Source organism: Mesorhizobium sp. (assembly GCF_004963255.1).
In the GTDB taxonomy this organism is placed as follows: Bacteria; Pseudomonadota; Alphaproteobacteria; order Rhizobiales; family Rhizobiaceae; genus Mesorhizobium.
Genome location: NZ_SUGA01000001.1, coordinates 320,767 through 346,701 on the forward strand (window position 1 = coordinate 320,767; position 25,935 = coordinate 346,701).

The window sequence follows — 25,935 nt, forward strand, 5'->3', positions numbered from 1 at the left end:
GATCACGCATATCGCGCGGCCACCTCGAAGAGGATGGCATGGCGCGCGGCGAGTGCAGGCACGTCGGCCGAGTAGCCGCCGCCGATGACGCCGCACAGCGGAACGCCGTGATGACGGAAATGCCCGATCACCATGTCTTCGCGGGCGCGGAGGCCATCGTCGCTCAGCGCCAGCCGGCCGAGCCTGTCCTCGGCATGCACGTCCACGCCGGCATTGTAGAAGACGATATCCCAATGCCTTTGCCCGGATAGTTCCGGCAGGATGGCGGCGAGCCGATCGAGATAGGCGTCGTCGCCGGTGCCATCCGGCAAAGCGATGTCGAGGTCGGAAGCGATCTTGCGCACCGGGTAGTTGCGCTCGCCATGCATGGAAAAGGTGAAGACGCGGGGCTCGTCCTTGAGAATGTCCGCCGTGCCGTCACCCTGATGCACGTCAAGATCGACAATCAGCGCATTTGCGACGGCGCCCTCGGCCAGCAGCGCCAGCGACGCGACGGCGACATCGTTGAAGGTGCAGAAGCCGGCGCCTTGTGCCCGCCTGGCGTGATGGCTGCCGCCGGCGGCGTTGCAGGCGATGCCGTGTTCCAACGCCAGCCTGGCGGCGAGCACCGTCCCGGCGGTGGCAAGCTGTGCCCGCAGCGACACGCGCGGGCCGACGGGAAAGCCGATCTCGCGCTCTATCTTCTCCGGCACCTGGCAGGCGATCACCTGGTCGACATACTCGGCCGCGTGGGCAAGCTTCAATCGTGATGCCGGCGCCGGTTCCGGCATCGAAAGCGCGCCCGGCGCGGCCAGCCCGCGCATGCGCAAGGCCTCCATCAAAAGCGGATATTTGCTCATCGGAAAGCGATGGCTGACGGCGAAGCCGGCGTCATAGTCGGGGTGATGGACGATCTGCAGCGGCATGGATCGGGAGGCCTGAGCCAGTCTGAAATTCGGTTGGCAGTCCGGCGGATGTGGTTGCGTGACGCCGGCAAACTGGGGCACATCGGGTCCTCGATCAAGCCGCAATCAAACAGGCAGCAATCCCCTTGGACGCGAGTCAAGCCAACGCCAGATCTTTCGCCGTTACCAATCGCTCGGTGCTGGCGATCGCCGTGCCGATGACGCTTGCCTATCTGACGACGCCGCTGCTCGGCATCGTCGACACGGCGGTGGTCGGCCAGTTCGGCGACGCGGCCCTGCTCGGCGGCCTGGCGGCGGGATCTCTGGTCTTCGACGTCGTCTTCACCACCTTCAACTTCCTGCGCTCGGGCACCACCGGCCTTGTCGCTCAGGCCTTCGGGCGCGGCGATGCGCTGGAAGAGCAGGCGGTGCTGTGGCGCGCCGTGCTGATCGCGGTCGTCGCGGGCGTCATCCTTGCCGCCCTTTCGCCGCTCTTTGCCGTGGCCGGCCAATGGTTCATGGGCGCCGAGCCGCGCGTCAGCGCGGCCATGTCGGTCTATATCCGAATCAGGCTGCTCGCCGCCCCCTTCTCGCTGATCAACTACGCCATACTGGGCTACGTGCTGGGGCGCGGCGAAGGCGGGCTAGGCCTGATGCTGCAGGCGGTGCTCAACGGCATCAACATCGTGCTCTGCTTCCTGCTCGGCCTAGAGCTCGGCTGGGGTGTCGCCGGGGTCGCCTGGGCGACGGTCACCGGCGAGTTCCTGGCCATGCTGCTTGGCCTTGCCATCGTGCTCAACCGCTTCCGCAAGCTGGAGCGGCCGTCGCGCCGGCGCATCCTCGATCTGCCGGCCTACCGGCGCATGCTTTCGCTCAACCGCGACATCATGATCCGCTCCTTCTCGCTGCTCGCCGCCTTTGCGCTGTTCACCAGGCAGGGCGCGCAGTTCGGCACGGTGACACTTGCCGCCAACGCCGTGCTGATGAATTTCTTTCTGATCGCCGGCTATTTCCTCGACGGCTTCGCCACTGCCGCGGAACAGTTGGCCGGCCGCGCCATCGGCGCGCAGGCGCCTGCTCCCTTCCGGCAGGCCGTGCGGCTGACGCTGATCTGGGGTTTTGGCCTCGCGGCCGGCGCCAGCCTTATCCTGCTGACCGCCGGCGATGGTCTGGTGGCGCTGGTCACGACCTCGCCCGAGGTCCGCGAAGTCGCCGACATTTATCTGCCCTGGGCGGCGTTCACGGCGCTGAGCGGCGTGCTGGCCTTCCAGATGGACGGCGTCTTCATCGGCGCCACCTGGTCGCGCGACATGCGCAACATGATGCTTTTGTCGTTTCTCGCCTTCAGCGCCGCGCTGATCATGCTGGCGCCGGCCTTCGGCAACAACGGGCTATGGGCGTCGCTGCATGTCTTCCTGCTGGTGCGGGGAGTGAGCTTGCTTGCGGTGCTGAGGCTCAGGGTGCGCACGGCATTTTAGCGCCGATTGTTCGGCTCTAGCCGGGCGCCGGTGTTCCTCAGCTCCAGAGGTCGGTCGAGAGGTACTTCAGCCCGGAGTCGCAAATCACGACGGCGATCGTCTTGCCCGCTTGATCGCCGCGCAGGAGACGCAGCGCGGCGGCCACATTCGCTCCGGAGGAGAATCCGGCGAAGATGCCTTCGCTGCGCGCGAGCAGGCGCGTGGTCTCGCGTGCCTCGTCGCCGGAAACCTGAAGATAGCCATCGACGGGCGCATTGGCCAGGAACGCCAGGTCCGGCATGGCGTAGCCGCCGCCTTGAATGGGGTGTTCGGGTTGGGTGACCGTCTCTCCCGCCGCCGCGGCCGCGCCCTCAGGCTCGACGATGAAGCACTTGATCAGGGGATTGCGTTCCTTGAGCGCCCTCGCCACCCCGGCATAGGTTCCGCCCGAGCCGATGAAGTCGACGAATGCGTCGACGGCGCCATGGCTGGCGTCCCAGATTTCCGGCCCCGTGCCATGATAATGCGCAAGCCAGTTGCCGTCGCGATGGAACTGGTCGGCGCGGTAGGCGCCTCGTTCCGTCGTCACCGCTCTGGCGGCCTGCTCGACGAGCGCCAGATCGCCGCCCGAGACCTGCCCCGGCACCGATCCTGGCAACTGGTCCACGAGGATCACTTCCGCGCCGAGCGCCGTCATCATGCGGGCGCGCTCTTCGGAGTTGCCCTTCGACATCACCGCGACGAAGGGGTAACCCCTGACGGCGCAGATGATGGCGAGCCCCGTGCCCATGTTTCCGGAGGTAAGCTCGACCACCGTTTGTCCCGGCTTGATGGCCCCGGATTTTTCGGCCTCCTCGATTATACCAAGCGCGGCACGGTCCTTCTTGGAAAAGCCCGGATTGAGATATTCCAGCTTGGCCAGGATCGCGCCGTCGACGCCCGCCTGCGCCGTCAGCCTGTCGAGCCGGACCAGTGGTGTTCCACCGATCGCGTCCACGACGGAACCCAGAACCTCGGCCATCTTCCGTCCTCCTGATTCGGTTAAGAACCCTCAGAGCCGTTCGGACCAGCTTGCGCAGCCGGTGTCGCGCAGCTCCGCGATGGATTTGAGGCGCTCCCTCTCCACGAACCGCGCCATGCCGGCAACGATGCGTCCCGGCAGCGCCGGCCCGGCATAGATCATGCCGGTGTAGAGCTGGACGAGGTCTGCGCCGGCACGGATTTTCTCCAGCGCCGTCTCGGCGGAGTCAACGCCACCGACACCGATGATCGCCATCTGCGGTCCAAGCAGTTTGCGCATCCGCGCCAGAACCGCGGTCGAACGCTCGAACAACGGTTTTCCCGAGAGGCCTCCGGTTTCATTGGCCAAGCCGCCGCCCCGCAAGCCCGTCCGCGCCAGTGTCGTGTTCGAGACGATGACGCCATCGATCCTCTTCTCGGCGATTTCGGCGGCGATGTCTTCCAGCTCCGCCTCGACGAGGTCCGGCGCGATCTTGAGGAAGACCGGCGGCTGCGCGGCGGCCGCGGCGCGCGCCGCCATCACCCGCGACAAGAGCTCGCCGAGCTGCTCGCGCGCCTGCATGTTGCGCAGGCCCGGCGTGTTGGGCGAGGAGATGTTGACGGTCAGGTAACTCGCATAGGGGACGAAGCGGGCGACGCCGCGCTCATAATCGGCGATGCGGTCGGCGCTGTCCTTGTTGGCGCCTATGTTGATGCCGACGATACCCGGCCGCCCCTTGCGCGCGGCAAGCCGCTTTTCGGCTGCTGCGTGGCCTTCATTGTTGAAGCCCAGCCGGTTGATCACCGCTTCATCCGCGGTCAGGCGGAAGATGCGCGGCTTCGGATTGCCGGGTTGCGGTAGCGGCGTGATGGTGCCGACCTCGGCGAAGCCGAAGCCAAGCCCAAGCAGCGCGTCCGGCACTTCGGCGTTCTTGTCGTAGCCGGCGGCCATGCCGAGCGGGTTCGGGAAGTCAAGGCCACAAAGCCTGATTCTGAGCCGCGCGTCGCGTGGCGCGGCCGCGCCGACCGGCAGCCCGCAGCGCAGCGCGGCGATGGACATGCCATGCGCGGTTTCCGGATCGAAGGAGAAAAGCAGCTTCTGGCCGATCCGGTCGAGCACGCTCATTCGCCCTCCAGCGCCGGGAAGTCGTGGCCGCCGGCGCCGGGCGGCAAAGGCTTCACCCAAAGGACGGCATCGAGGTCGAGCGGGGCGTAGAGATGCGGGAACAGCGCGCCACCGCGCGATACCTCGTATTTCAGCGCGTCACCCAGCTTTCCCCCGTCTATGGCGATCAGCAGCAGGCCCGTCTGGCCGGCGAAATGCTTGGCCGCCGTCTCGCGCACCTGCGCAGCGGTGGAGAAATGGATGAAGCCGTCGGCAATGTCGATCGGCGCGCCGGTGAAGCGCCCGTTCTTTTCAGCCTCGCGCCAAAGCGCCTCGGGGGCGATCTTGTAGATAATCTGAGACATTCTCGCGCTATAATCTGAACCGAAGGAGCGGGGAAGGCTTGAAGCTCGACTCTTCCCCATTTCCGGCGCAAACCTGTGATAGCCGGCCTTCACTGGCTCATGGAGGACGATATGCGTCTGCAGCACATCCTGATCCCCGCGGCGTTTTGCTCGTTGGTTGCCGCTTCCGCCTATTCCGAGGAGACCGACCACTACCGTTTGGAGAAGTCGGCCAACGGCTATGTCCGCATGGATACAAGGACCGGCGCCATGTCGATCTGCGAGGAGCGCACCGGCCAGCTCGTCTGCAAGATGGCGGCGGACGAGCGCGCCGCCTACCAGGACGAGATCGACCGGCTGGACAATTCGGTCAAGGCCCTCGACGCGCGGGTCGCCAAGCTGGAGAATTCGCTCTCCGCCCGGCTGGAATCGCAATTGCCGAGCGAAGAGGATTTCAACAGGACCATGGGCTACATGGAACGCTTCTTCCGGACCTTCAAGGACATCGTCAAGGACATGAACAAGGAAGACGGCGACGGCGGCGGCAAGCTTAACCAGCAGAAGACCTGAGCCGGGGCGCAATTCCAGGAAAAGTGCACAGCGGTTTTCCGTCCGGAATTGCGCAAACAAAAGCCGGGCCGCCCCTGGGGAAAACCCCGCGCGCGGCCTTTGCCGCTTGAAAAAGCGCCGCGCCGCCGCATAATCATTCCGGTCCCGCAAGAAGCACACAAATGATGATGGGATCGGGGGAGGAATATTTGCCGTCGGGCCACACTTTCGTCATTGCCGACGATCACCCGCTTTTTCGCGGCGCGCTGAAGGAGGCGCTGGCCGGCACCGGCGACGTTGCCGCCATTCATGAGGCCGGGGATTTCGAGAGCGCCAAGGCTCTGGTGCTGGCCAATGAGGATATCGACATGGTGCTGCTCGATCTGTCGATGCCGGGCGCCAGCGGCCTGTCCGGCCTGATCGCGCTGCGCGGCATCCATCCGGCGGTGCCGCTGGTGGTGGTCTCGGCGCATGACGATCCCGTCACCATCCGCCGCGCCCTCGATCTCGGCGCTTCCGGCTTCATCTCCAAATCGGCCAGCATGGAGGAAATCCGTGCCGCGGTGCAGGCCGTGCTCGCCGGCGATATCGCAGCCCCTGCCGGCATCGAGCTCGGCGTCGAGCGCGACCCGGAAATCTCCGACCTGATCAAGCGCCTGCAGGCGCTGACGCCGCAGCAGACGCGGGTGCTCGGCATGTTGGCGGAAGGCCTGCTCAACAAGCAGATCGCCTATGAGCTCGGCGTCTCCGAGGCCACCATCAAGGCGCATGTCTCGGCCATTTTGCAAAAGCTCGGCGTCGACAGCCGCACCCAGGCGGTCATCCAGCTGTCGAAGATCGGCAATGACCCGCTGCAGCCGGTTGGCTGACCGCAGGCACGTCAGGCGAAGCTTTTCATCCCGACTAACCAGCGCGAAGCGATGATGCGGCCGCTTCGCGCCGGGTCGGTCGCTGGCGCCCGTCAGCGATAGTTTTCGACGGCGGAACCCAACCGCGACGAGGCGTCATCCTCGGTCGGGCTTGAAGGATTTCGAGCTCGCCCGATCGCGGCGCCGAGACCCAGCGAGGCGATGGCCACCAGCGGAACGCCGGCGATCCAGGGCAGGCGCGGCGCCAGCGCATAGAGCGCGGTGCCGATCGAGGGCCCGAGCGAGTCCTTGAGGTCGACCGCAACGGAAGAGGCCGCCATGTAGGAGGCACGCCGCGCCGACGGCGCCAGCGCGCTGACGGCCGTCGGCACCAGCGGCCCGACCAGCATTTGCCCCACCGCGCAAAGGCTGACCGCCGCGACCAGCGACAGTATCGCCGGCGAGGTCGCCAGCAGCGCAAAGGCAGCGATGGTCGAGATGCCGGCGCCGGCTACCAGCCAAAGAGCCGACCGCGTCTCGGCAAAGCAGCTGACCAGCATCTGCAAACCGACCGTCAAGCCGGCCGCGTAGGCAAACAGCGCGCCGACACCGGACGGGGTGAGCGTGCCGGCATCCTGCGCATAGAGCGGGATGACGGCCTCGATCCAGTTGCCGGAAATCTCGAACAGCACGACCCAGGCAAGCAGCTTCGCCAGACGGCCGTCGCGGAAAGCCGGCAGCAGCGCCGACAGATCTTCCTCTTCCTCCGCCTCGTCTGCGGCATGACCGCTGCCATGCGTTTCGGCGAATGCGACGAGCATGACGATGCCGCCAAGGATGAGCATGCCGCCGCCGGCGAGGAACACGCTGCCGAGCGAGACAAGCGCCAGCAGCGCGCCGCAAGCCGGGCCGAGGATCTGCCCGGCGCTCGAGCTCACCTTCGCCATGCCGAACCAGCGCGGATGCGCTGACGGCTCGGTCACGTCGGCGATTGCCGCGAGGATGGTCGGGTGGAGCACCGACTCGCACATGCCGGTCAAGAGCAGCACGGCCGTGGTGGCGGCGACGCCATGGACGAAGAACAGCGCGATGAAGCCGAAGCCGACGCCGAGCGACGACAGGATCAGCACCGGCCGCCGGCCGATCCGGTCGGCGATGCCGCCGATCAGCGGCGCGGCGACGAGCTCGCCGCCGGCATAGCAGGCAAACAAGAGGCCGATCGCACCGATGGGGATGTTCGCCTCGCCGCTCGCCCAGAGCGGAAAGAAAGGCACCAGCGCGCCGTCGGCGAAACCGGCGCAGAAGAACAGGAAGAGGCCGAGCAGGGCCGGGCGCGGCAGCCCGCGCCAGGATGATGGGAGGATGGTCATGATGTCACCTACGCGTCAAAGGCTCGAAAGCCGGGATTGCGCGTTGGTTGACGTAAACGCCTACGGCTGCCTGATGGACAGCAGGGGTTTATTGTTGGAGCGTGTTCAGTTCAGCCGCATCGACAGCTCGACGTCGTCGCCGAACGGCGTGGACATGTAGCCGCCGGCCGGCGCGCGCACCCGTTCCAGATAGTCGGGCGAGAAATCGGCATTATCGGCGATGACCAGCGCGCCGGGCCTGAGCCGGCTCTCGACCAGGCTCAATATCTCCGGATAGAGCGCCTTGGCGCCGTCGAGCAGCAGGAGGTCTATCCGACCCGGCAGGTCCTTGCTCAGCGTTTCCAGCGCGTCGCCCTCGCGGATCTCCACCAGGTCGATGAGGCCGCCTTCGGTCAGGTTGGACTTGGCCCGCACCACCTTGGACGGCTCGAATTCCGTCGTGATCAGGCGGCCGCCGCCATTGTCCCTGAGCGCGGCAGCAAGATAGAGCGTCGAGATGCCGAATGAGGTGCCGAATTCGACGATGATACGCGCGCCGCTGCCGCGCGCCAGCATGTAGAGCAGCGTGCCGGTCTTCGGCGAGACCGCGAGCCACAGGTCCTTCAGGCTGCCGTAGAACTGGCGATATTCGGTCTTGCTTTGGATGAGGCGCGTCCGTTCCTCGCGCGAGTACCGGGCGATCGCCGGGCTGGTCGCCGCATCGGCTTCCTTGAACAGGCGGGCGAGCAGCGGGGCCAAAGGGGTTGTGGTCAAGGTGGTCATGACTGTCTCCGGACGGGTTCTTGTGTTGCTTCGAAAAATACGAATAATCCTTCAGGTTTCCAATTCGCATTTCCGAGCGTGTCCGTGATCATTCGCCCAAGTCCTTCAATTTCCACCCGAAAGCAGCCCAAACAGGCGCGCGCCACGGAACTTGTCGCGGCCATTCTCCAGGCAGCTGCTCAGGTTTTGGCGAGCGAAGGCGCTCAGCGTTTCACCACGACGCGCGTCGCCCAAAGGGCCGGCGTCAGCGTCGGCTCGCTCTACCAGTATTTCCCGAACAAGGCGGCGCTGCTGTTCCGGCTGCAGAGCGATGAATGGCGCCAGACGACCGAGCTGTTGTGCGGCATCCTCGAAAACGTCGAGCTGTCGCCGCTCGAGCGGATAAGGACGCTGGTCCATGCCTTCATCCGCTCGGAATGCGAGGAGGCGGCGGTGCGCGGCGCGCTGAACGACGCGGCGCCGCTCTACCGGGATGCTCCGGAGGCGCAGGAGGCGAGGGCGACGGCGAACCGGACCGTCGAGGCCTTCATGCGCGAGACCCTTCCTGACGCGCCGGATACCGGCCGCGCTCTGGCCGGCGAACTGATCATGAAGACGCTGAGCGCCGTGGGAGCGGATTTCTCGGAAAAGGAGCGGACGGACGGCGAGATCGAAGCCTATTCCGGCGCGCTCGCCGACATGTTTTGCGCCTATCTCAAAAGTCTTGGCCATCGCTGCTGAGAGCAGCCCATAAAATCACTCCGCGGCCGGCGCCAGCGGCCTGACCCTTGCCATCATCGAGCGCAGCACGGCCGGCTTCACCGGCTTGTTGACGACCGGAATGTCGAGCTGGCTTGCGGCGGCGCGCACCTCGCTGGAGCGGTCGGCGGTGACCAGCACGCAGGGCAGGTCCTGGCCGTAGGCGGCGCGCAACCTGGCGATCGCGTCGAGCCCGGTGCCGCCGTCGAGATGATAGTCCGCAAGCACGACGTCCGGCCTCGCCGCGCCGGGCCGCATGAGTTCTCCCGATCCCGAAGCCGTCTCGACATGGCAGCCCCAGCCTTCGAGCAGCAGCCGCATGCCGTCGAGGATGCGCGCGTCATTGTCGATGCAGAGCACATTGAGCCCGGCAAGCGTCGACGCAGAGCGGGCCGGGGCTTTGCCGATTTCGCGCGGCGGCGCCGCGACCTCCGCGACCGGCAGGATGACGGAAAAGCGCGTGCCCTTGCCCGGGTTGGAGAAAATGCGGATTTCGAGCCGCAGCACCCGCGCGATGCGGTCGACGATGGAGAGCCCGAGGCCAAGGCCCTCCGCCTCGCGCACGCCCTCGTCGAGGCGCGTGAACTCGTGGAAGACGGTGTTGAGCTTGTCGCCGGCGATGCCGATGCCGGTGTCGATCACCTGGATCTCGGCCAGTTCGCCGCGTCGCCGCACCCCAACCAGGATGCGGCCCTTGCGCGTGTATTTGATGGCGTTCGAGACCAGGTTCTGAATCAGCCGGCGCAAAAGGTTGCGATCGGTCATGACGCCGAGCGAGGATGGCATGATCTTGAGCTCGAGCTTCTTTTCGGCGGCCAAAGGGCGGAAGTCATTGCCGATCTGGCTGAGCAGCCCGCCGAGGCTGAAGGCGGTGTCTTCGGGCTTCATGGCGCCGGCATCGAGCCGCGAGATGTCGAGCACCGCGCCGAGGATGGTTTCGACCGATTCCAGCGAGGATTCGATGTTGATGGCCGCCTTGCCGGCCGGCCCCTTGCCGGCCTTCTCAATCAGCGACGAGCAATAGAGACGGGCCGCGTTGAGCGGCTGCAGGATGTCGTGGCCGGCTGCGGCGAGGAAACGCGTCTTGCCAAGATTGGCCTCCTCGGCCAGCATCTGCGCCTGCGCCAGCTCCTCGTTGACCCGGGTGAGCTCGATGGTGCGGGTCTTGACCCGCTGTTCCAGCGATTCATTGGCCCGCTTCAGCGCCAGGTCCTGCTCCACCCGGCCGGAGATGTCGGCATAGGTGGCGACGATGCCGCCGTCGGGCATCGGGTTGGAGCGCAGCTCCAGAATGCGTCCGCTGGTCTTCAGCTCCATCTGCCATGGCCCGGCGAAGCTGGTCAGTCGGTTGAGCATCGTCACGCGCTGGTCAGCCGGGATATCGCCGCGTTCGGCAAGATGGCGCAGGATCCGGTCGAGCGACACGCCGACCTGCCCCATCTCGTCCGGCAGGTCGAACAGCTGCCGGTATTGCCGGTTCCAGCAGATCAGCCGGAAATCGCGGTCGAAGACGGTGATGCCTTGCTCCATCTGGTCGAGGGCGATCTGGAGCAGGTCGCGATTGTGCTGCAGCGCCTCGGTGGCGTCGTCGAGCAGCTTGAAGGCATCCTTGGAATCGTGGTCGTTGCGGCGGAAGAGCAGCGACAGGATCAGCCGCGCCGAGGACGAGCCGACGGCGCTTGCCAGCAATTGCTCCGAGAAGCGGATGACATCCATGCTCGCTTGCTCCTTGCCGTGGAGCGAAACGCTTGCGCTCTTCTCGAAGGACTGGAAGGAGCGCTCCGTGCGCTCGACGCCGAGATAGCGCGAGATCGTGTCCTTAAGATCATTGACGGTGACGGCGGTGCGGAAGCGCCTGAGGCTTGGCATCGGGCTCGTTTCGCGCGGCACGAAGATCGCCGCCTGGATGCGCTCCAGCGGCACCGACGCGCGCGACAGCGACCCCAGCACGAAGAACAGGGCGTTGACCGAGAGGCTCCACAGCACGCCGTGGTTCAGCGGCTCGCCGACGGTGCCGAACAGCGCCTGTGGTCTCAGCGCCTCGAAGCCGAACAGCCCATGCACGACGATGTCGGAGCCCGGGCCGGCGAGCGAAGGCAGAAGAAGCGTGTAACCCCAGACAGCGATGCCCGCGACCATGCCGAGCGCGGCGCCCCGGCCGTTGGCGCGGCGCCAGATCAGGCCGCCGATCAGTGCCGGCGCGAATTGCGCGATCGCCGCGAACGACATCAGCCCGATCGAGGACAGCCGCGCGCTGTTGGTGCTCTCGCGGTAGTAGAGGAAGGCGATGAACAGCAGGATGAAGATGGACGCGCGGCGTACGTTGAGGATCAGTGTCGACCAATCCTCATTCTCCGAGGCGCTGGTCTTGATGACGCGGCGCACGAACAGCGGGATGATGAGATCGTTGGAGATCATGATCGACAGCGCGACGCTCTCGACGATCACCATGGCGGTCGCCGCCGACAGGCCGCCGACGAAGGCGGCCATGGCGAGCACGTCATGCCCGCCGAGCAGCGGCAGCGACAGGACGTAAAGGTCGCTGCTGGTCTTGGAGCCGACCAGCGACAGGCCGGCAAAGGCGATCGGCAGCACGAAGAGGTTGATCGCCACGAGATAGAGCGGAAACAGCCAGGTCGCCGTGCGCAGTTCCGCCTCGCTGCGGTTCTCCACGATGGTGACATAGAATTGCCGCGGCAGCATCAGGATGGCAAAGCCGCTCAAGGTGGTCAGCACCAGCCAGGTGGCCAGCGAGGTGTTGTAGCTCATCGCCTGGCGTACCTGGCCGTTCGGGGCGAGCCTTGCGAACATGTCGCCGGGGCCGCCGAAGATCAGGAACGTGACCATCAGGCCGATGGCTATGAATGCGGCGAGCTTCACCACGGTCTCGACCGCAACCGCCAGAACCAGCCCGTCCTGATGTTCCGTAGCGTCGGCATGGCGGGTGCCGAACAGCACCGCGAACAGCGCCAAAAGCATCGCCACCACCAGCGAGATATCGCTGACGAACGGATCGAAAGAGGGCGGCGAGCCGGTATAGTGCTCGACCATCAGGCTGACCGAGCCCGAGATCGCCTTGAGCTGCAGCGCGATATAGGGCACCGCGCCGATCGTGGCGATCAAGGTCGCGATCGCCGCGACGGTGAAGCTCTTGCCGTAGCGGGCACCGAGGAAGTCGGCGATCGAGGTGATCTTCTCGCTTTTCGCCAGCCGGACCAGGCGGTTGAGCAGCGGGAAGCCGAACACGAAGACCAGCACCGGGCCGGTATAGATGCCGAGGAATTCGAGGCCGCGCTCGGAGGAAAGCCCGACGGAGCCGAAGAAGGTCCAGGAGGTGCAGTAAATGGCCAGGCTAAGCGCATAGATGAACGGCCGCGCCCGACCGAGCCCCGTGGCGGCGGCGCGCCGGTCGCCGACGCTGGCAATGGCGAAAAGCAGCGTCACATAGGCGATCGCGATGATGACGACGAACCAGCCCTGCACGGCCCGTGCTTCCTCCCTGGCCGGTCTCCCATCCGGCCTGCCCAACCAATTCCGGAAAAATACCAGGCGATTTGCCGTCCGGAATTGCGTCTGAACAAATACCCAAAGCGGCCGGGCATCTCGATGAAACGCTAGACCGTCCTGACGCAACCACAGCTCGAGGCCCAAGTCCATCGCGGCTTTGGGCGCATATGCGGCTGATGACGATGCGTGACACAAACCAGTGCCTTCATTGTTTTTCCGGTTTTGCAACCGGGGGTTTTTGTTATTGTGAGGCCCGGGTCGGCGCCGAAGGACAACTGGTGAGGCGGCAGCGCGGCCCGCCACGGCAAGGAGGGTCGAATGCTGAAAGAATTCCAGGAGTTCATTTCCAAGGGCAATGTGATGGACTTGGCCGTCGGCGTCATCATCGGCGCCGCCTTCGGCAAGATCGTCGATTCCTTGGTCAACGACATCATCATGCCGATCGTCGGCGCGATCTTCGGCGGGCTGGACTTCAACAATTACTTCTTCGGGCTGTCCTCCAACGTCCATTCGGCAACGCTGGCTGACGCCAAGAAGGAGGGCGCGGTGTTCGCCTATGGCAGCTTCATCACCGTCGTGCTGAACTTCCTGATCCTTGCCTTCATCATTTTCCTGATGGTCAAAGCGGTGAACAATCTGCGCAAGCGGCTGGAGCGCGAGAAGCCGGCTCCCGCCGCGGCTCCGCCGCCGGCCGACGTGCAACTCCTGACCGAAATCCGCGACCTGCTCGCCAGGAAGTAACGCAGAGCGCGCGCTCTGGACCAAAACCCCGGCCCCAGGCGGCCGGGGTTTTCCGTTTGGCGATCTGGTAAGAGCGCTGACGACACGAACACGGATTTTGCCCATGAGCCTTTTCGACACCTTGCGCGCCGAAGCCCGCGCCGCGCCCGAAAGCGGCATTGTCGCCGTCATCAACCATGGCCGCCTGCGCGAAGGGCTGATCCCGCTCTGGGCCGGCGAGGGCGATCTTCCGACGCCTTCCTTCATCAGCGATGCCGCCGCACGCGGGCTCGCTGATGGCGAGACCTTCTACACCTGGCAGAAGGGCATTCCCGAGCTCCGGCAGGCGCTCGCGCGCTACTACGCCAGGCACTTCGGCAAAACCTTCGCCGAGGAAGAGTTCATCGTCACCGCATCCGGCATGCATGCCATCCAGCTGGCCATCGACGCCATAGCCGGCAGCGGCGACGAGGTGATCTACCTCTCTCCCGCCTGGCCGAATTTCGCCGCCGCCGCGGGCGTGGCCGGCGCCGTGCCGGTGCCGGTCACGCTCGACGAGTCCGGCAATGGCTGGTCCTGCGATGTCGACAAGATCGCCTCGGCGATCACGCCCCGCACGAAACTGTTGTTCATCAACACGCCTTCCAACCCGACAGGCTGGACCGCCGATAGGGAAACGCTCCAGGCGATCCTGGATCTCGCCCGCGCAAAGGGCTTATGGATCATCGCCGACGAGATCTATTCGCTGTTCCACTACGGCCATGGCCGGGCGCCGTCCTTCCTCGACGTGGCCACGCCCGAGGACCGCATCCTGTTCGTCAACAGTTTTTCCAAGAACTGGGCAATGACCGGCTGGCGTATCGGCTGGATCAAGACCCATCCCGCCTTGCAGCAGGTGTTCGAAAACCTGATCCAGTACTCGACCTCGGGCGTCGCGCAGTTCATGCAGCGCGGCGCGGTCGCCGCCCTCGACGAGGGGGACGGCTTCATAACCGAACAGGTGGAGCGCGCGCATGCCGCGCGCGACCTCGTCTGCGGCATCCTTGGCGAAACCGGCAAGGCGCGGTTCACCGTGCCGCAGGGCGCCTTCTACCTGTTCTTCAGGGTCGACGGCCTCACCGATTCCCGAAAAGCGGCCTTCGACATCGTCGACAATGCCAATGTCGGCCTGGCGCCCGGCACCGCCTTCGGTCCCGGCGGCGAAGCTTTCCTCAGACTATGCTTCCACCGCCGCCTCGATCAGCTCGAGGAAGCGGCGCATCGCCTGGCGAACTGGATGAAGACTGTGTGAGAGAAGCGGCTTCAGCCGCCTGACTTCGGTACCAGCAGCGGAATGATCCGGTCGGTCTTGGCGACTGCGGGGCGGCCGGAGCCGGCATAGGGGATGCCGAGCGCATCCCAGGTCTCGACCAGGGCGTCCTGCAGCTCGGCAATCAGCGCGTCGGAGTGGAACGGTGTGGGCGTGATGCGCAGCCGCTCGGTGCCGCGCGGCACCGTCGGATAGTTGATCGGCTGGATGTAGATGCCGTGCACGCCAAGCAGCCGGTCGCTCGCCATCTTGCAAAGCTCGGGGTCGCCGACCAGCACCGGCACGATATGGGTGGCCGATTCCATCACCGGCAGGCCCGCCGCGGCAAGCACCTGCTTGGTGCGCGCCGCCTGGCGCTGCTGCGCGTCGCGCTCGGCCTGCGAGCGCTTGAGGTGGCGGATCGAGGTGGTGGCGGCGGCCGCGATCGCCGGCGGCAGTGCGGTGGTGAAGATGAAGCCCGGCGCGTAGGAGCGCACCGCGTCGATCACAGCACTTGTGCCGGTGATATAGCCGCCCAGCGTGCCGAAGGCCTTGGCCAAGGTTCCCTCGATGATGTCGACGCGGTCGGCAAGGCCTTCGCGTTCGGTGATGCCGCCGCCGCGCGGTCCGTACATGCCCACCGCATGCACCTCGTCGATATAGGTCATGGCGTTGTAGCGCTCGGCCAGCTCGACGATCTCTCTGATCGGCGCGATGTCGCCGTCCATCGAATAGACGCTCTCGAACACGATCAGCTTGGCGCGCTCGCGGCCCGCCGCCTGAAGCAGGCTTTCCAGATGCGCGACATCGTTGTGGCGGAAGATCTTCTTTTCGGCACCCGAGCGGCGCACGCCTTCGATCATCGAGGCATGGTTGAGCTCATCGGAGAGCACTAGGCAGTTGGGCAAAAGCCGGGCGATGGTCGAGATCGAGGCCTCGTTGGAGACGAAGCCGGAGGTGAAGACGAGCCCGGCCTCCTTGTCATGCAGGTCGGCGAGCTCCTGCTCGAGCTCGACCAGCGGGTTGGAGGTGCCGGAGATGTTGCGGGTGCCGCCGGCGCCCGAGCCCATTTTGCCGGCCGCGGTCTGGAAGGCGGCAATCACATCCTCGTTCTGGCCCATGCCGAGATAGTCGTTGGAGCACCATACGGTGATTTCCTGGGCACGGCCGTTGGACCGCCAGATGGCGCGCGGGAACTTGCCCACCATGCGCTCGAGGTCGGCGAAGACGCGGTAGCGCCGCTCCGCGTGGAGCTGGTCGATCGCATCCTCGAAGAACCGCTGGTAATTCATGTCGACTTCCCAATTTTGCGGCGGATCATAGTCACTGCCCCATGCCGCGTCCACCGCGCCCAACCGGTCAAAATGCCACGCCTTTACCCTGTTCCTAACGATGCCGGATCGTGGCCTATTCCCGGCTGTTTGAAGCAGATTTGTTTCAGTACGATGCCTCGGACGGGAGGAACTGTTACCGACTTAACGTTAGAGGGAGGCCAATGCATATAGCCCAAACGTGTACAGCGGTTTTGGGGGAACGACATGGACTTTAACGGGCTTGCGGCGGGGTTTCCAGCACGGGGGCTGTTGAGACAGTTTCCGATAAATCTTGATCAGCGAGGTAGAAGATGACGGTTTTGGTGACGGGCGGTGCCGGTTATATCGGCAGCCATATGGTCTGGGAGTTGCTGGACGCCGGCGAGAGCGTCGTGGTGCTCGACCGGCTTTCCACCGGCTTCGAATGGGCGGTAGCCCCGGAAGCAAAGCTCGTCGTCGGCGACGTCGCCGACCGGGATCTGGTCGGCCGGATCATCCGCGAAAACAAGGTCGACGCCATCATCCACTTCGCCGGCTCGATCGTGGTGCCGGAATCGGTCGCCGATCCGCTCGGCTATTACGAGAACAACACCTGCAAGACCCGCACGCTGATCGAGACGGCCGTGCGCGAGGGCGTGCCGCATTTCATCTTCTCTTCCACCGCCGCCGTCTATGGCGGCGCCGGGCTGGAGCCGGTGCGCGAGGATGCGCGGCTGGCGCCGGAATCGCCCTATGGCCTCTCCAAGCTGATGAGCGAATGGATGCTGCGCGATGCGGCCTTGGCGCACGATATCCGCTATACGGCGCTGCGCTATTTCAACGTCGCCGGCGCCGACCCGAAGGGCCGCACCGGGCAGTCGACGCCCGGCGCCACGCATCTGATCAAGGTCGCCTGCGAGACCGCGCTCGGCAAGCGCCCCTTCATGCAGGTCTTCGGCACAGACTACCCGACGCCGGACGGCACCTGCATGCGCGATTATATCCATGTCAGCGATCTCGCCGCCGCGCACCGGCTGGCGCTGCAACGGCTGCGCGCCGGCGGCACAAGCCTCGTCGCCAATTGCGGTTACAGCCATGGCTATTCGGTGCTCGAGGTGATCGACAGTGTGCGCCGCGCGTTCGGCCATGACTTCGATGTCCGCATGGGCGATCGCCGGCCCGGCGACGCCGCTGCCGTGGTCGCCAATTCCGAGCTTGCCCGCAAGGAGCTCGGCTGGACGCCGCAGCGCGACGATCTCGACCTGATCGTCAATGATGCGCTGGCCTGGGAGCGCATCCTGACGACCAAGAACTCGGTTCGAAACTGAGCAATTCCAGGAAAGTGTGTGGCGGTTTTCCGTCCGGAATTGCGTCAAGACAACTAGTCCAGCTGTTGGGCCAAGGGCTCGTCCGGCGCTCTTAGACGCGGTATTTGAGCCTCCTGCAGCGGTGCGCGCGGGGCGCGCCGCCGCCATGATGCTTGAGGGGACGGCATGAAGATACTGGTTCTCGGCGCCGGCGTGGTTGGCACGGCGGCCGCCTATTATCTGGCCAAGGACGGTCACGAGGTGACCGTGATCGAGCGCCACGAGGCGGCGGCGCGCGGCACCAGTCAGTCGAATGCCGGCCTCGTGTCGCCAGGCGATGCCACCGCCTGGGCCTCGCCCGCCGCGCTGAAGACCTTCCTGCGCGCGCTTTGGAACCACGATCTAGGCATCAAGGTGAGGCTCCGTCTCGATCCCTACTTCTACGCCTGGAGCCTGCGCTTCCTGCGCGAATGCACGGTGAAGCGCCTGCGCGCCAACACCGACATCAAGCTGAGGCTGGCGCTGCATTCCCGCGAGTGCATCAATCAACTGTCGGAGGACACCGGCATCCATTACGACGAGCGCAAGAAGGGCATCCTCTACTTCTTCCGGTCGCAGAAGAGCCTCGACACCGGCACCGACAATTATCGCTATCTCGGCGAGCACGGCCTGCCGATCGAGATCGTCGGCCGCGAGCGTCTGGTCGAGCTGGAACCGGGCCTTGCCGGCGCGAAGGAAAAGATAGCCGGCGGCATCTATTCACCGATCGACCAGACCGGCGATTCCAAGCAGTTCACCGACAGGCTCGCCGCCCATGCCGCCGAGAAGCTCGGCGTCAAATTCCTGTTCGGCACGACGGTCCAGGGTCTCGACATCGAGGGCGACCGGGTGCGCGCCGTCATGACCTCGGCCGGACCGGTCACCGGCGACGCCGTCGTCATCTCGATGGGGCCGGAAAGCGGTCTGCTCGGCCGCCGCTACGGCATCGACCTGCCGGTTTACCCGGTGAAGGGTTACACCGCGACGATTCCCTTGGAGGACGAAAGCAAGGGCCCGACCATGGGCGGCGCCGACGAGGACCGGCTGATCGGCTATTCGAGGCTCGGCAATCGCCTGCGCATGTCCTCCACGGCCGAGTTCACCGGCTTCGACCGCAGCTTCAAGCCCAGCGATTTCAGGACCATCCTGGAAACCGGCAAGGACCTTTTCCCGGGCGCCTTCGACGAGAAGAAGGCCGTGCTGTGGGCGGGCCTGCGGCCGATGATGCCGAACTCGGTGCCCGTGATTGGCCAGGCGAAATACCGCAACCTCTATCTCGACACCGGCCACGGCCATGTCGGCTGGACGATGGCCTGCGGCTCGGGGCAGTTCCTGGCGGATATCGTCGCCGGCAGAAAGCCGCAGATCGATCCCAAAGGATTGCTGCACGGGACGGCACGCTGAGCCGTTTGGCTTACGCGGTGACGTTCTTCCACCACGCCTGCTTGTAGGCCTGCCAGGTCGGCTCGGCCGGCGGTTCGGTCCGCTCGCCCTTACTCGTCGCGGGCGCGCCATCCGACGCCAGCAACGCCGCGCCGATGCTGGTCCCGGTCGAGGTCTCCGACGCGACGACCGACCGCCCTGTCGCTGCTGCCAGCATGCGGACGAAAAGCGGGTTGCGCGCGAAAGGTCCTTCGACGGTCGTCGATCCATCACCGCCGATCAATTCCAGGCAGGTCGCGGTCATCAGCGCCAGGTAGAATGAGATGGTGACGAAGCGCTGCCCGGGGCTCAAGTCTTCGCCATTGACCCACCGCACGGCGCGATGCGGAAAGGGTCCGGAACCCTGCTGCGTCGAAGGCAGAAGCTGAACCTGCCGCGCAAGCACAGCGTCAACATCGTTATCGCTCCATTCCTGCGGCTGGCCGTCGGTCAAAAGCGAGAATTCGCGGCCGCCCATGAAGCGCGCCGACGGCACCGGATCGCCGAGCGCGTTGACATTGACCAGCGTGTCGCGCGCTGGATCGAGGTCGACCTTCCTGCCGCCAACCGCCATCGATACCACCCATGTGCCGGTCGAGACGACGGAGAAGGGCGGTGCGTCGGACAGCAGATGCGGCAGCAGCGAGGCGTTGGAATCGTGCAGTCCGCAGAAAACCGGGGTCTGTGGGTCGAGCCCTGTCCGTTGCGCAATCGCCGGCAGGGTCGGGCCAAGCCGGTCCTTGGCCGGCCGCACCGGAGCCATCAACCGGCGCCAGCCCATCCTGTCCACCAGCGAGGAATAGTCGGATGTCCAGGGGTTCCACAGATCGGTGTGGCAGCCGAGCGACGTCACCTCATTGGCGACGATGCCGGTCAGCCGCAGCGCCCAGTATTGCGGATACATCAGCATCGCGGTCGCCCTGGCGAAGTCCGCCGGGAAACGGCGCTCCTGCCAGAAGAACTGCGCGCCGAGATTGAGCCCGATCGGCAGCCGCGGCGTGCCGGTCTCGGCGAAGGGAGGCCGGACGGCGTCGTAGTCGGCCGCAAGCTGCTCGGGGCCGTCGAATTCATAATCGAGAACCGGCAGCACCAGTTCGCCGGCGGCGTCGACCAGCGCGCCGGTCGCGCCATGCGTGGTGATCGAGATCGCATCGATGCGCCGTTCGCGGTTGAGATCGGCGAGGCTGTTCAGGATGAACGTCCACAGCGCCTCGACATCGTGATGCGGGTAGGGCGCCTGCCGCACCTGCATGTTGGCGACACGGCGCAGCGCGATCTCGCTCAGTGTCGCGAGATCGACCAGCGCCACCTTGGCGTTGGTCTTGCCGATATCGATGACGGCGACGATCATGCCATATGGAACATTGTTTCCAGCGGCACCGCCACCGGCTCATTGTCGGGGTTGGTCTCCATAAGGTCGGCCATATGCGCCCACCAGCGCTGCATCACCGCGTGCTTCGGCAGATCATCCATGCCGTGATCGTCACGCCGCCACAGCACGCCGAAAAGGATATTGGTCTCCTCGTCGAGATGGATCGAATAATCCGAGACGCCGACCTCTCTCAGCAGCATCACCAGCTCAGGCCAGATCTCGTCATGGCGGCGCTTGTATTCGGCCTTCATGCCGGGGTTGAGCTTCATCCTGAAGGCGTATTTCTCCATCAGGCGAAGCGCCCTTCGCGCAGCCGCCGCCAGACGATCGGCAGCGCGATGACGATGATCAGCAACAGGCCGATGAAGATCGACATGACGATGCCGGGCACGTTGAGCAGGCCGAGGCCGAACGTCACCAGCCCCATGATGAAGGCGGCGAGCACGACGCCGAGGATGCTGCCCGCGCCGCCGAGAATCGAAACGCCGCCCAGCACCACCATGGTGATGGCTTCAAGCTCATAGCCCTGCGCGATCGACGGCCTGGTCGAGCCAAGCCGCGAGGTGATCAGCACCGAAGCGATGCCCGACATCAGTCCGGTCAGGCAGAACAGGATGAACTTGATGCGGTCGACCCGCACGCCGGAAAACTGGCAGGCGACGGGATTGTTGCCGATGGCAAAGACCCGCCGGCCGAAGCTCGTGCGGTGCAGCACGAACCAGTAGATCAGCGCCGCGACGAGGAACAGCGCCAGCTCGAACGAGAAAACCCACCAGACATAACCCTGTCCGAAGAAGGCGAAGCTTTCCGGATAGCCCTTGTAGGCCTGGTCGCCGAGGATGATGAAGGCGATGCCGCGGAACAGGCTCATCGTGCCGATGGTGACAACGATCGACGGCAGGCCGAGCCGGGTGACCAGCAGCCCGTTGAAGGCGCCGCAGGCGAGGCCGACGGCGATGCCGATCAGCACCAGCACCGGCGTTCCGGCGCCGGCCTGCACGGCCATGCCCATCATCGTCGAGGCCAACGCCACGATCGCGGCAACCGACAGGTCAATCTCGCCGGAGATGATCAGCAGCGCCATCGCAAGCGCGATCAGCCCTTTTTCCGTGAAGTTGAAGGTCAGGTCCGACAGCGACCACGGATCGAGAAAATAGGGCGAAGCGAAGCTATTGACCGCGAAAATGACGACCGCGATGACGACCAGCAGCGCCTCCCAGGAGAAGATCGCCGAGGAGAGCGGCTTGTCGAGCCGGTCTGGGATATGGCGCGGGGCAGGGGTGTCGGTCATGCCGCTTCCGCCTTTCTCAGGATGATGCGGCCCTGCCGGCGCTCGCCGCGCGCGTTGAGCACCACCGCCAGTATGATGGCGCTGCCGGAGATCGCCATCTGCCAGAAGGGCGAGATGTTGATGACCGGCAGGGCGTTGGAGATGATGCCGAGGAACAGCGCGCCGAGCACCGCGCCGCCGACCGAGCCGATCCCGCCGGCGATCGAGATGCCGCCGATGACGCAGGCGGCGATGATGTTGAGCTCATAGCCATTGGCGACCTCGACCGAGGCGATCACATAGCGCGAGATCCATAAGTATCCGGCGAGCCCGCCGATGATGCCGGAAATGCAGAACACGATGAATTTGGTGCGGCCGACATCGATGCCGGCATAGACCGAGGCGGTCGGATTGACGCCGATGGCATAGATGGAGCGGCCGATGGCGGTCCGCGTCATCACCAGGAAGAACAGCGCGATCACGATGATTGCGATCCAGGACAGCACCGGCAGGCCGAAGAAGGCGGCGCGCTGGAAATCGATGAAGTCGGGGCTCATCTGGTCGGCATTGACCCAGGCGCCGCCGGAGACGACGAAGGTGGTGCCGCGATAGATGGTGAGGGTGCCGAGCGTCACCACGATCGAGGGAATGTTCAGCCGCCACACCAGGAAACCGTTGATCGCGCCAAGCACCAGCCCGACGGCGAGCGCGATGACGATCAGCACCGGGATTGGGATCGCCGGATGCGCGGCGTTGAGCATCGCCACCACCATGCCGGTGAAACAGAGGTTGGACGCCATCGACAGATCGATCGAACGCGTCAGGATCACCACCATCTGTCCCAGCGCCAGGATCATCAGGATCGAGGTGTCGTTGAACACCTGGCGCAGATTGGCCGGATCGGCGAAGCCGGGGAAGCGCGTCGAGATCAGCCCGATCAGCACGACGATGCCGGCCAGCAGCCAGATCTCGCGGTATTTGAGGAAGCTCTTCATGCCGCGATCCCCGCTGCGGTTCGAACCAGCGTCTCGGCGTCGAGGCCCTTGTTGTCATAGGTCGCCGCGATGCGGCCCTCTCGCATGACCACGACCCGGTCCGACATGCCCAGGATCTCGGGCAGTTCCGACGACACCATGATCACCGAAAGCCCCTGCGCGACCAGCTCGGCCATGAAGCCATGCACGGCCGCCTTGGAGCCGATGTCGATGCCTTTGGTCGGCTCGTCGAGGATGATGACTTTCGGCGCCGTCGCCAGCCATTTGGCGATGACCACCTTCTGCTGGTTGCCGCCGGAAAGCGTGCCGACATCCTGGCTGAGCGACGAGGCGCGCAGGTCCAGCCGCTCGGTGTAGGAACGGGCGAGCGAGAACTCTTCCGCGAGCCTCAGCACGCCGGATTTCGAGGTGCGCGCGAGCGAGGGCAGCGACACGTTCTGGAAGATCGGCAGGCCGATCACCACGCCCTGCTTGCCGCGTTCTTCCGGCACATAGACGATGCCGGCCTCGATCGAATCCGCCGCCGATTTCGGCGCGATCGATGTACCGTCCAACGAGATGGTGCCTCGGCTGGTGCGGGTGATGCCGGCGATCGCCTGCATGACCTCGCTGCGGCCCGCGCCGACCAGCCCGTAGAAGCCGAGTATCTCGCCCTTGCGCAGCTCGAAGCCGATATCGTCGAACTCGGTCGGATGCGACAGACCCGAAACCGACAGCACCGGCGCGCCGATCTTCGGCTCGCGCTGCGGGAAGATATGGTCGACGTTGCGGCCGACCATCATGCGCACGATCTCGTTCTGGCCGGTGTCCTTGAGCAGCCCTTCGCCCACCATCTCGCCGTCGCGGAAGACGGTGTAGCGGTCGGCGATACGGTAGATCTCGTCGAACTTGTGGCTGATGAAGAGCACGGCCTTGCCGTCGCTCTTCAGGAATTCGATCAAAAGGAAAAGCTCCTCGATCTCCTTCATCGAAAGCGCCGCGGTCGGCTCGTCCATAATGACGATGCGGGCGTCGATCGACATCGCGCGCGCCACCGCTACCAGGTGTTTGTTGGCGATGCCGAGGTCCTTCAGTCGCGCGTCGGCGTCGATATGGCCGGCGCGCATCGTCTCCAGCACCTCGCGGGCATTCTTGCGCATGGTGCGCCAGTCGATGGTGCCGAAGCGGGTGCGCGGCGCATGGCCAAGGAAGATGTTTTCGGCGACCGAAAGATCGTCGAACAGCACCGTCTCCTGGTGGATGGCGGTGATGCCATGGCCGAAGGCGGCATGTGCGCTGGGCAGCGTCGTCACCTGGCCGTCAATGCCGATTTCGCCTGAATCGGGCTGGTAGATGCCGGTCATGATCTTGACCAGCGTCGACTTGCCGGCGCCGTTCTCGCCGATCAGCGCCGTCACCTGCCCCGGGTAGAGCGATAGGCTGACATTGTGCAGGGCGCGGACGCCCGGGAAGCTTTTCGAGATGCCCGTGAGTGTCAGGCGAGGGGCCGAGGCTGGGAGCCGCTCGTCTACCTTGCCGTGATGGGCCGTCGTATCCATACTCGTATCAAGCCCAGTGAATCGCTTGCGTGTCGACTCCCCCTCACCCGACCTCCGCTTCGCTCGGTCGACCTCTCCCCGAGGGGAGAGGAGGTTTGCGAGCTTGGCTCCAGGCTCTTCTCCCCGCCGGGGAGAAGGTGGCCGCGAAGCGGCCGGATGAGGGGGCAGCGCCGTCGGTCCAGGATCAATAGATCTTGGAGAACTTCTCGATGTTGGTCTTGTCGAACTGGAACGGCGGCGCCATCGCGGCCGAGTTGGTGTCGTCGAGCGTCACCTTGCCGACGCGGCCGATCGACAGCGTGGCGCCGGGTTTGGCCTCTTCCTTCTTCACCGCCAGGTCATGCGCGAGATAGATCGCCGAGTAGCCGAGATCGATCGGGTTCCACAAAGCAACAGCCTGTGAAGCGCCGTTGTCGATGAACTTCTTGAACTCCGACGGCAGCGCGAGACCGGTGACGTTGACCTTGCCGATCAGGTTCTCGTCGGTGACGACCTGCGCGGCGGCAACGACGCCGACGGTAGTCGGCGCGATGATTGCCTTGAGGTTCGGGTACGACTTCAAGAGGCCCTTGGCTTCGTCGGTGCTCTTGGCCGAGTCGTCATCGCCATAGACGGTGGCGACCAGCTTGATCTTCGGGAACTTCTCCGGCAGCACCTTCTTGGCCGCCTCGATCCAGGCGTTCTGGTTGGTCGCCGTCGAGGAGGCCGAGAGGATGGCGACGTCGCCGCCTTCCGGCAGGTAATCGGCGGCGAGCTTGATGATGGTCTCGCCGATCAGGCCGGTGTCGGACGGGTTGAGGTGGAGCTGGCGGCCTTCCTTGGCAACGCCCGAGTCCCACGAGATGACGGTGATGCCGCGATCCATCGCCTTCTTCAGCACCGGCACCAGCGCATCGGCGTCATTGGCCGAAACGGCGATCGCGTTGACCTTTTGCGCGATCAGCGAATTGATCACCTCGATCTGCGCCTCGGCGGTGGCCTTGGTCGGGCCGGTGTAGATGACATCGACATCGCCCAATTCCTTGGCCGCTTCCTCGGCGCCCTTGTTGGCGGCGTCGAAGAAGCCGTTGCCGAGCGACTTCACCACCAGCGCGATCTTGACGTTCTCGGCATAGGCGGCATTCACGAACATGGCGGCGGAAAAGGCCGCCGTGACCAGCAGTTTCTTCAAAAAGCTCATCGAATATCCTCCCTTGAGCGTTGCATTCCATCGCCGCTGCGGGCGCGAGTTCCCCTCAGGCCTGCAGTGAAGATTCTTCCTTATCGCTTGGCTGCTTGCGGGCGACGATCAGCGCCACGCCCGCCGTTTCCAGCATCTTGGCCTCCCGGTCCTCGATGCCGTCGTCGGTGATCACGGTCGCGATGCGCGACAGGCCGCACAGGATCAGGCTGGAGCGCATGCGGAATTTCGAGGAGTCGACCAGCACCACCAGCTCGTCGGCCTGGTCGATCAGCTTCTGCTCGGCTTGGATCAGCAGCGGATCGCCCTCCATCAGCCCGAGCGGCCCCAGGCCTTGCGCCCCCATGAACATGCGCCGCGCATAGAAGTTGCGCGTCACGTCATTGTCGAAGGGCGACAGGATGATGTTCTGCTCGCGGTAGATCGTGCCGCCCGACAGCATCACCGTGTTCTTCGAGTGCTTGAGCAGGTGTTCGGCGATCGGGAAGGAATTGGTGAAGATCGGCATGCGGCGTCCGGTCAGAAAATGCACCATCTGGAAGGTGGTGGTGCCGCCATTGATGATGATCGGCTCGCCGTCGGCGCAAAGGTTCACCGCTTCCCGCGCGATCGCCCGTTTCTGCGCGGCGTTCAGCGTCTCGTTGACCGAGAAGGGCCGGCCGGCAAGGCCGATGAATTGCGGCGGCGAGATCGCCTCGGCACCGCCGCGCACCCGGCGCAGGCGCTTTTGCACATGCAGCGCCGCGATGTCGCGCCGGATCGTCGCTTCGGAGGAGTCCGTCAGCTCGACCATCTCCTGCACCGTCACCACAGGCTTTTCCTGGACGGCGGACAGAATGATCCTGTGGCGCTCTTTTTCGTGCATGGTTCCTCCCTGCCCAAGCATCAGGCCTTAGAAAACGCGCAGTGTCAATCATTTCCGATCATATATTTTCATTGTGCAGTGCAA

The 25,935-nt window shown here is 65.0% G+C and carries 23 protein-coding genes; 8 read left to right on the forward strand and 15 right to left on the reverse strand.

The annotated features are described in order from the left end of the window. Positions 1 to 2: 2 nt before the first annotated feature. Positions 3 to 905, reverse strand: a complete 903-nt coding sequence (locus E5X34_RS01440; protein ID WP_292560064.1) for a histone deacetylase — start codon at positions 903 to 905, stop codon at positions 3 to 5. A gap of 119 nt (positions 906 to 1,024) precedes the next feature. Here E5X34_RS01440 and E5X34_RS01445 point away from each other — a divergent pair, with 119 nt between their 5' ends. Then, positions 1,025 to 2,362, forward strand: coding sequence for an MATE family efflux transporter (locus tag E5X34_RS01445; RefSeq protein ID WP_292560756.1), 1,338 nt, complete (start codon positions 1,025 to 1,027; stop codon positions 2,360 to 2,362). Between the two features lie 37 nt (positions 2,363 to 2,399). Here E5X34_RS01445 and E5X34_RS01450 read toward each other — a convergent pair whose 3' ends face one another. From E5X34_RS01450 to E5X34_RS01460, 3 genes are read right to left on the reverse strand one after another with little or no spacing between them, the layout of a single operon-like run. Beyond that, positions 2,400 to 3,362 carry a cysteine synthase family protein gene (locus E5X34_RS01450; RefSeq protein WP_292560067.1) on the reverse strand — a complete coding sequence of 321 codons (963 nt, stop codon included), beginning with the start codon at positions 3,360 to 3,362 and terminating at the stop codon, positions 2,400 to 2,402. Positions 3,363 to 3,392: 30 nt separating this feature from the next. After that, positions 3,393 to 4,466: a quinone-dependent dihydroorotate dehydrogenase gene (locus E5X34_RS01455; RefSeq protein WP_292560069.1), complete on the reverse strand. Its 1,074-nt coding sequence runs from the start codon at positions 4,464 to 4,466 to the stop codon at positions 3,393 to 3,395. Continuing rightward, entirely contained in the window at positions 4,463 to 4,810 is a 348-nt protein-coding gene (locus tag E5X34_RS01460; RefSeq protein ID WP_292560072.1) for a DUF952 domain-containing protein, read from the reverse strand. The genes E5X34_RS01455 and E5X34_RS01460 overlap by 4 nt, the downstream gene beginning before the upstream one ends. 111 nt (positions 4,811 to 4,921) lie before the next feature. Here E5X34_RS01460 and E5X34_RS01465 point away from each other — a divergent pair, with 111 nt between their 5' ends. Beyond that, a complete protein-coding gene (locus E5X34_RS01465) occupies positions 4,922 to 5,359 on the forward strand; it encodes a hypothetical protein (RefSeq protein ID WP_292560075.1) in 438 nt (145 codons plus the stop codon). Positions 5,360 to 5,547: 188 nt separating this feature from the next. Continuing rightward, positions 5,548 to 6,207 carry a response regulator transcription factor gene (locus E5X34_RS01470; protein WP_126064815.1) on the forward strand — a complete coding sequence of 220 codons (660 nt, stop codon included), beginning with the start codon at positions 5,548 to 5,550 and terminating at the stop codon, positions 6,205 to 6,207. A 92-nt stretch (positions 6,208 to 6,299) separates the two neighbouring features. Here the strand turns inward: E5X34_RS01470 and E5X34_RS01475 are convergent, their stop codons facing one another. Together E5X34_RS01475 and E5X34_RS01480 are read right to left on the reverse strand one after the other, a co-directional pair. Beyond that, on the reverse strand, positions 6,300 to 7,556 hold the full coding sequence (locus tag E5X34_RS01475) for an MFS transporter (protein WP_292560078.1): 1,257 nt from the start codon (positions 7,554 to 7,556) through the stop codon (positions 6,300 to 6,302). Positions 7,557 to 7,661: 105 nt separating this feature from the next. Beyond that, positions 7,662 to 8,318 carry an O-methyltransferase gene (locus E5X34_RS01480; RefSeq protein ID WP_292560080.1) on the reverse strand — a complete coding sequence of 219 codons (657 nt, stop codon included), beginning with the start codon at positions 8,316 to 8,318 and terminating at the stop codon, positions 7,662 to 7,664. An 84-nt stretch (positions 8,319 to 8,402) separates the two neighbouring features. Between E5X34_RS01480 and E5X34_RS01485 the strand changes: the two genes are divergently transcribed. Then, on the forward strand, positions 8,403 to 9,038 hold the full coding sequence (locus E5X34_RS01485; protein WP_292560083.1) for a TetR family transcriptional regulator: 636 nt from the start codon (positions 8,403 to 8,405) through the stop codon (positions 9,036 to 9,038). Between the two features lie 15 nt (positions 9,039 to 9,053). Here the strand turns inward: E5X34_RS01485 and E5X34_RS01490 are convergent, their stop codons facing one another. Then, positions 9,054 to 12,539 carry a PAS domain-containing hybrid sensor histidine kinase/response regulator gene (locus E5X34_RS01490; RefSeq protein ID WP_292560086.1) on the reverse strand — a complete coding sequence of 1,162 codons (3,486 nt, stop codon included), beginning with the start codon at positions 12,537 to 12,539 and terminating at the stop codon, positions 9,054 to 9,056. Positions 12,540 to 12,881: 342 nt separating this feature from the next. Between E5X34_RS01490 and mscL the strand changes: the two genes are divergently transcribed. Further along, the gene (gene mscL / locus E5X34_RS01495) at positions 12,882 to 13,304 is read left to right on the forward strand and encodes a large conductance mechanosensitive channel protein MscL (RefSeq protein WP_292560088.1); all 423 of its coding nucleotides are present in this window, start codon (positions 12,882 to 12,884) and stop codon (positions 13,302 to 13,304) included. A gap of 103 nt (positions 13,305 to 13,407) precedes the next feature. Next, the gene (locus E5X34_RS01500) at positions 13,408 to 14,574 is read left to right on the forward strand and encodes a pyridoxal phosphate-dependent aminotransferase (RefSeq protein ID WP_292560092.1); all 1,167 of its coding nucleotides are present in this window, start codon (positions 13,408 to 13,410) and stop codon (positions 14,572 to 14,574) included. Positions 14,575 to 14,585: 11 nt separating this feature from the next. Here E5X34_RS01500 and hemA read toward each other — a convergent pair whose 3' ends face one another. Beyond that, positions 14,586 to 15,863, reverse strand: coding sequence for a 5-aminolevulinate synthase (hemA, locus tag E5X34_RS01505; protein ID WP_292560096.1), 1,278 nt, complete (start codon positions 15,861 to 15,863; stop codon positions 14,586 to 14,588). A gap of 332 nt (positions 15,864 to 16,195) precedes the next feature. Between hemA and galE the strand changes: the two genes are divergently transcribed. Both galE and E5X34_RS01515 read left to right on the forward strand, forming a co-directional pair. Beyond that, on the forward strand, positions 16,196 to 17,191 hold the full coding sequence (gene galE, locus E5X34_RS01510; RefSeq protein WP_292560098.1) for a UDP-glucose 4-epimerase GalE: 996 nt from the start codon (positions 16,196 to 16,198) through the stop codon (positions 17,189 to 17,191). A gap of 165 nt (positions 17,192 to 17,356) precedes the next feature. Continuing rightward, a complete protein-coding gene (locus E5X34_RS01515; RefSeq protein ID WP_292560101.1) occupies positions 17,357 to 18,613 on the forward strand; it encodes a D-amino acid dehydrogenase in 1,257 nt (418 codons plus the stop codon). Between the two features lie 10 nt (positions 18,614 to 18,623). Here E5X34_RS01515 and E5X34_RS01520 read toward each other — a convergent pair whose 3' ends face one another. The 7 genes from E5X34_RS01520 to E5X34_RS01550 form a co-directional block, all read right to left on the reverse strand. Next, complete coding sequence (locus E5X34_RS01520) at positions 18,624 to 19,982, reverse strand: FGGY-family carbohydrate kinase (protein ID WP_292560104.1); 1,359 nt, start codon at positions 19,980 to 19,982, stop codon at positions 18,624 to 18,626. Continuing rightward, positions 19,979 to 20,293 (reverse strand): L-rhamnose mutarotase, encoded by a 315-nt coding sequence (gene rhaM / locus E5X34_RS01525; protein ID WP_292560107.1) that lies wholly within the window; start codon positions 20,291 to 20,293, stop codon positions 19,979 to 19,981. The genes E5X34_RS01520 and rhaM overlap by 4 nt, the downstream gene beginning before the upstream one ends. Further along, positions 20,293 to 21,294: an ABC transporter permease gene (locus E5X34_RS01530; RefSeq protein ID WP_292560109.1), complete on the reverse strand. Its 1,002-nt coding sequence runs from the start codon at positions 21,292 to 21,294 to the stop codon at positions 20,293 to 20,295. The genes rhaM and E5X34_RS01530 overlap by 1 nt, the downstream gene beginning before the upstream one ends. Further along, positions 21,291 to 22,268 carry an ABC transporter permease gene (locus E5X34_RS01535; protein ID WP_292560112.1) on the reverse strand — a complete coding sequence of 326 codons (978 nt, stop codon included), beginning with the start codon at positions 22,266 to 22,268 and terminating at the stop codon, positions 21,291 to 21,293. The genes E5X34_RS01530 and E5X34_RS01535 overlap by 4 nt, the downstream gene beginning before the upstream one ends. Then, the gene (locus tag E5X34_RS01540) at positions 22,265 to 23,806 is read right to left on the reverse strand and encodes a sugar ABC transporter ATP-binding protein (RefSeq protein WP_292560116.1); all 1,542 of its coding nucleotides are present in this window, start codon (positions 23,804 to 23,806) and stop codon (positions 22,265 to 22,267) included. Before E5X34_RS01540 ends, E5X34_RS01535 begins: the two co-directional genes overlap by 4 nt. A gap of 184 nt (positions 23,807 to 23,990) precedes the next feature. Continuing rightward, entirely contained in the window at positions 23,991 to 24,986 is a 996-nt protein-coding gene (rhaS, locus tag E5X34_RS01545) for a rhamnose ABC transporter substrate-binding protein (RefSeq protein ID WP_042637283.1), read from the reverse strand. Between the two features lie 55 nt (positions 24,987 to 25,041). Further along, positions 25,042 to 25,851, reverse strand: a complete 810-nt coding sequence (locus E5X34_RS01550) for a DeoR/GlpR family DNA-binding transcription regulator (RefSeq protein ID WP_292560119.1) — start codon at positions 25,849 to 25,851, stop codon at positions 25,042 to 25,044. Positions 25,852 to 25,935 lie beyond the last annotated feature (84 nt).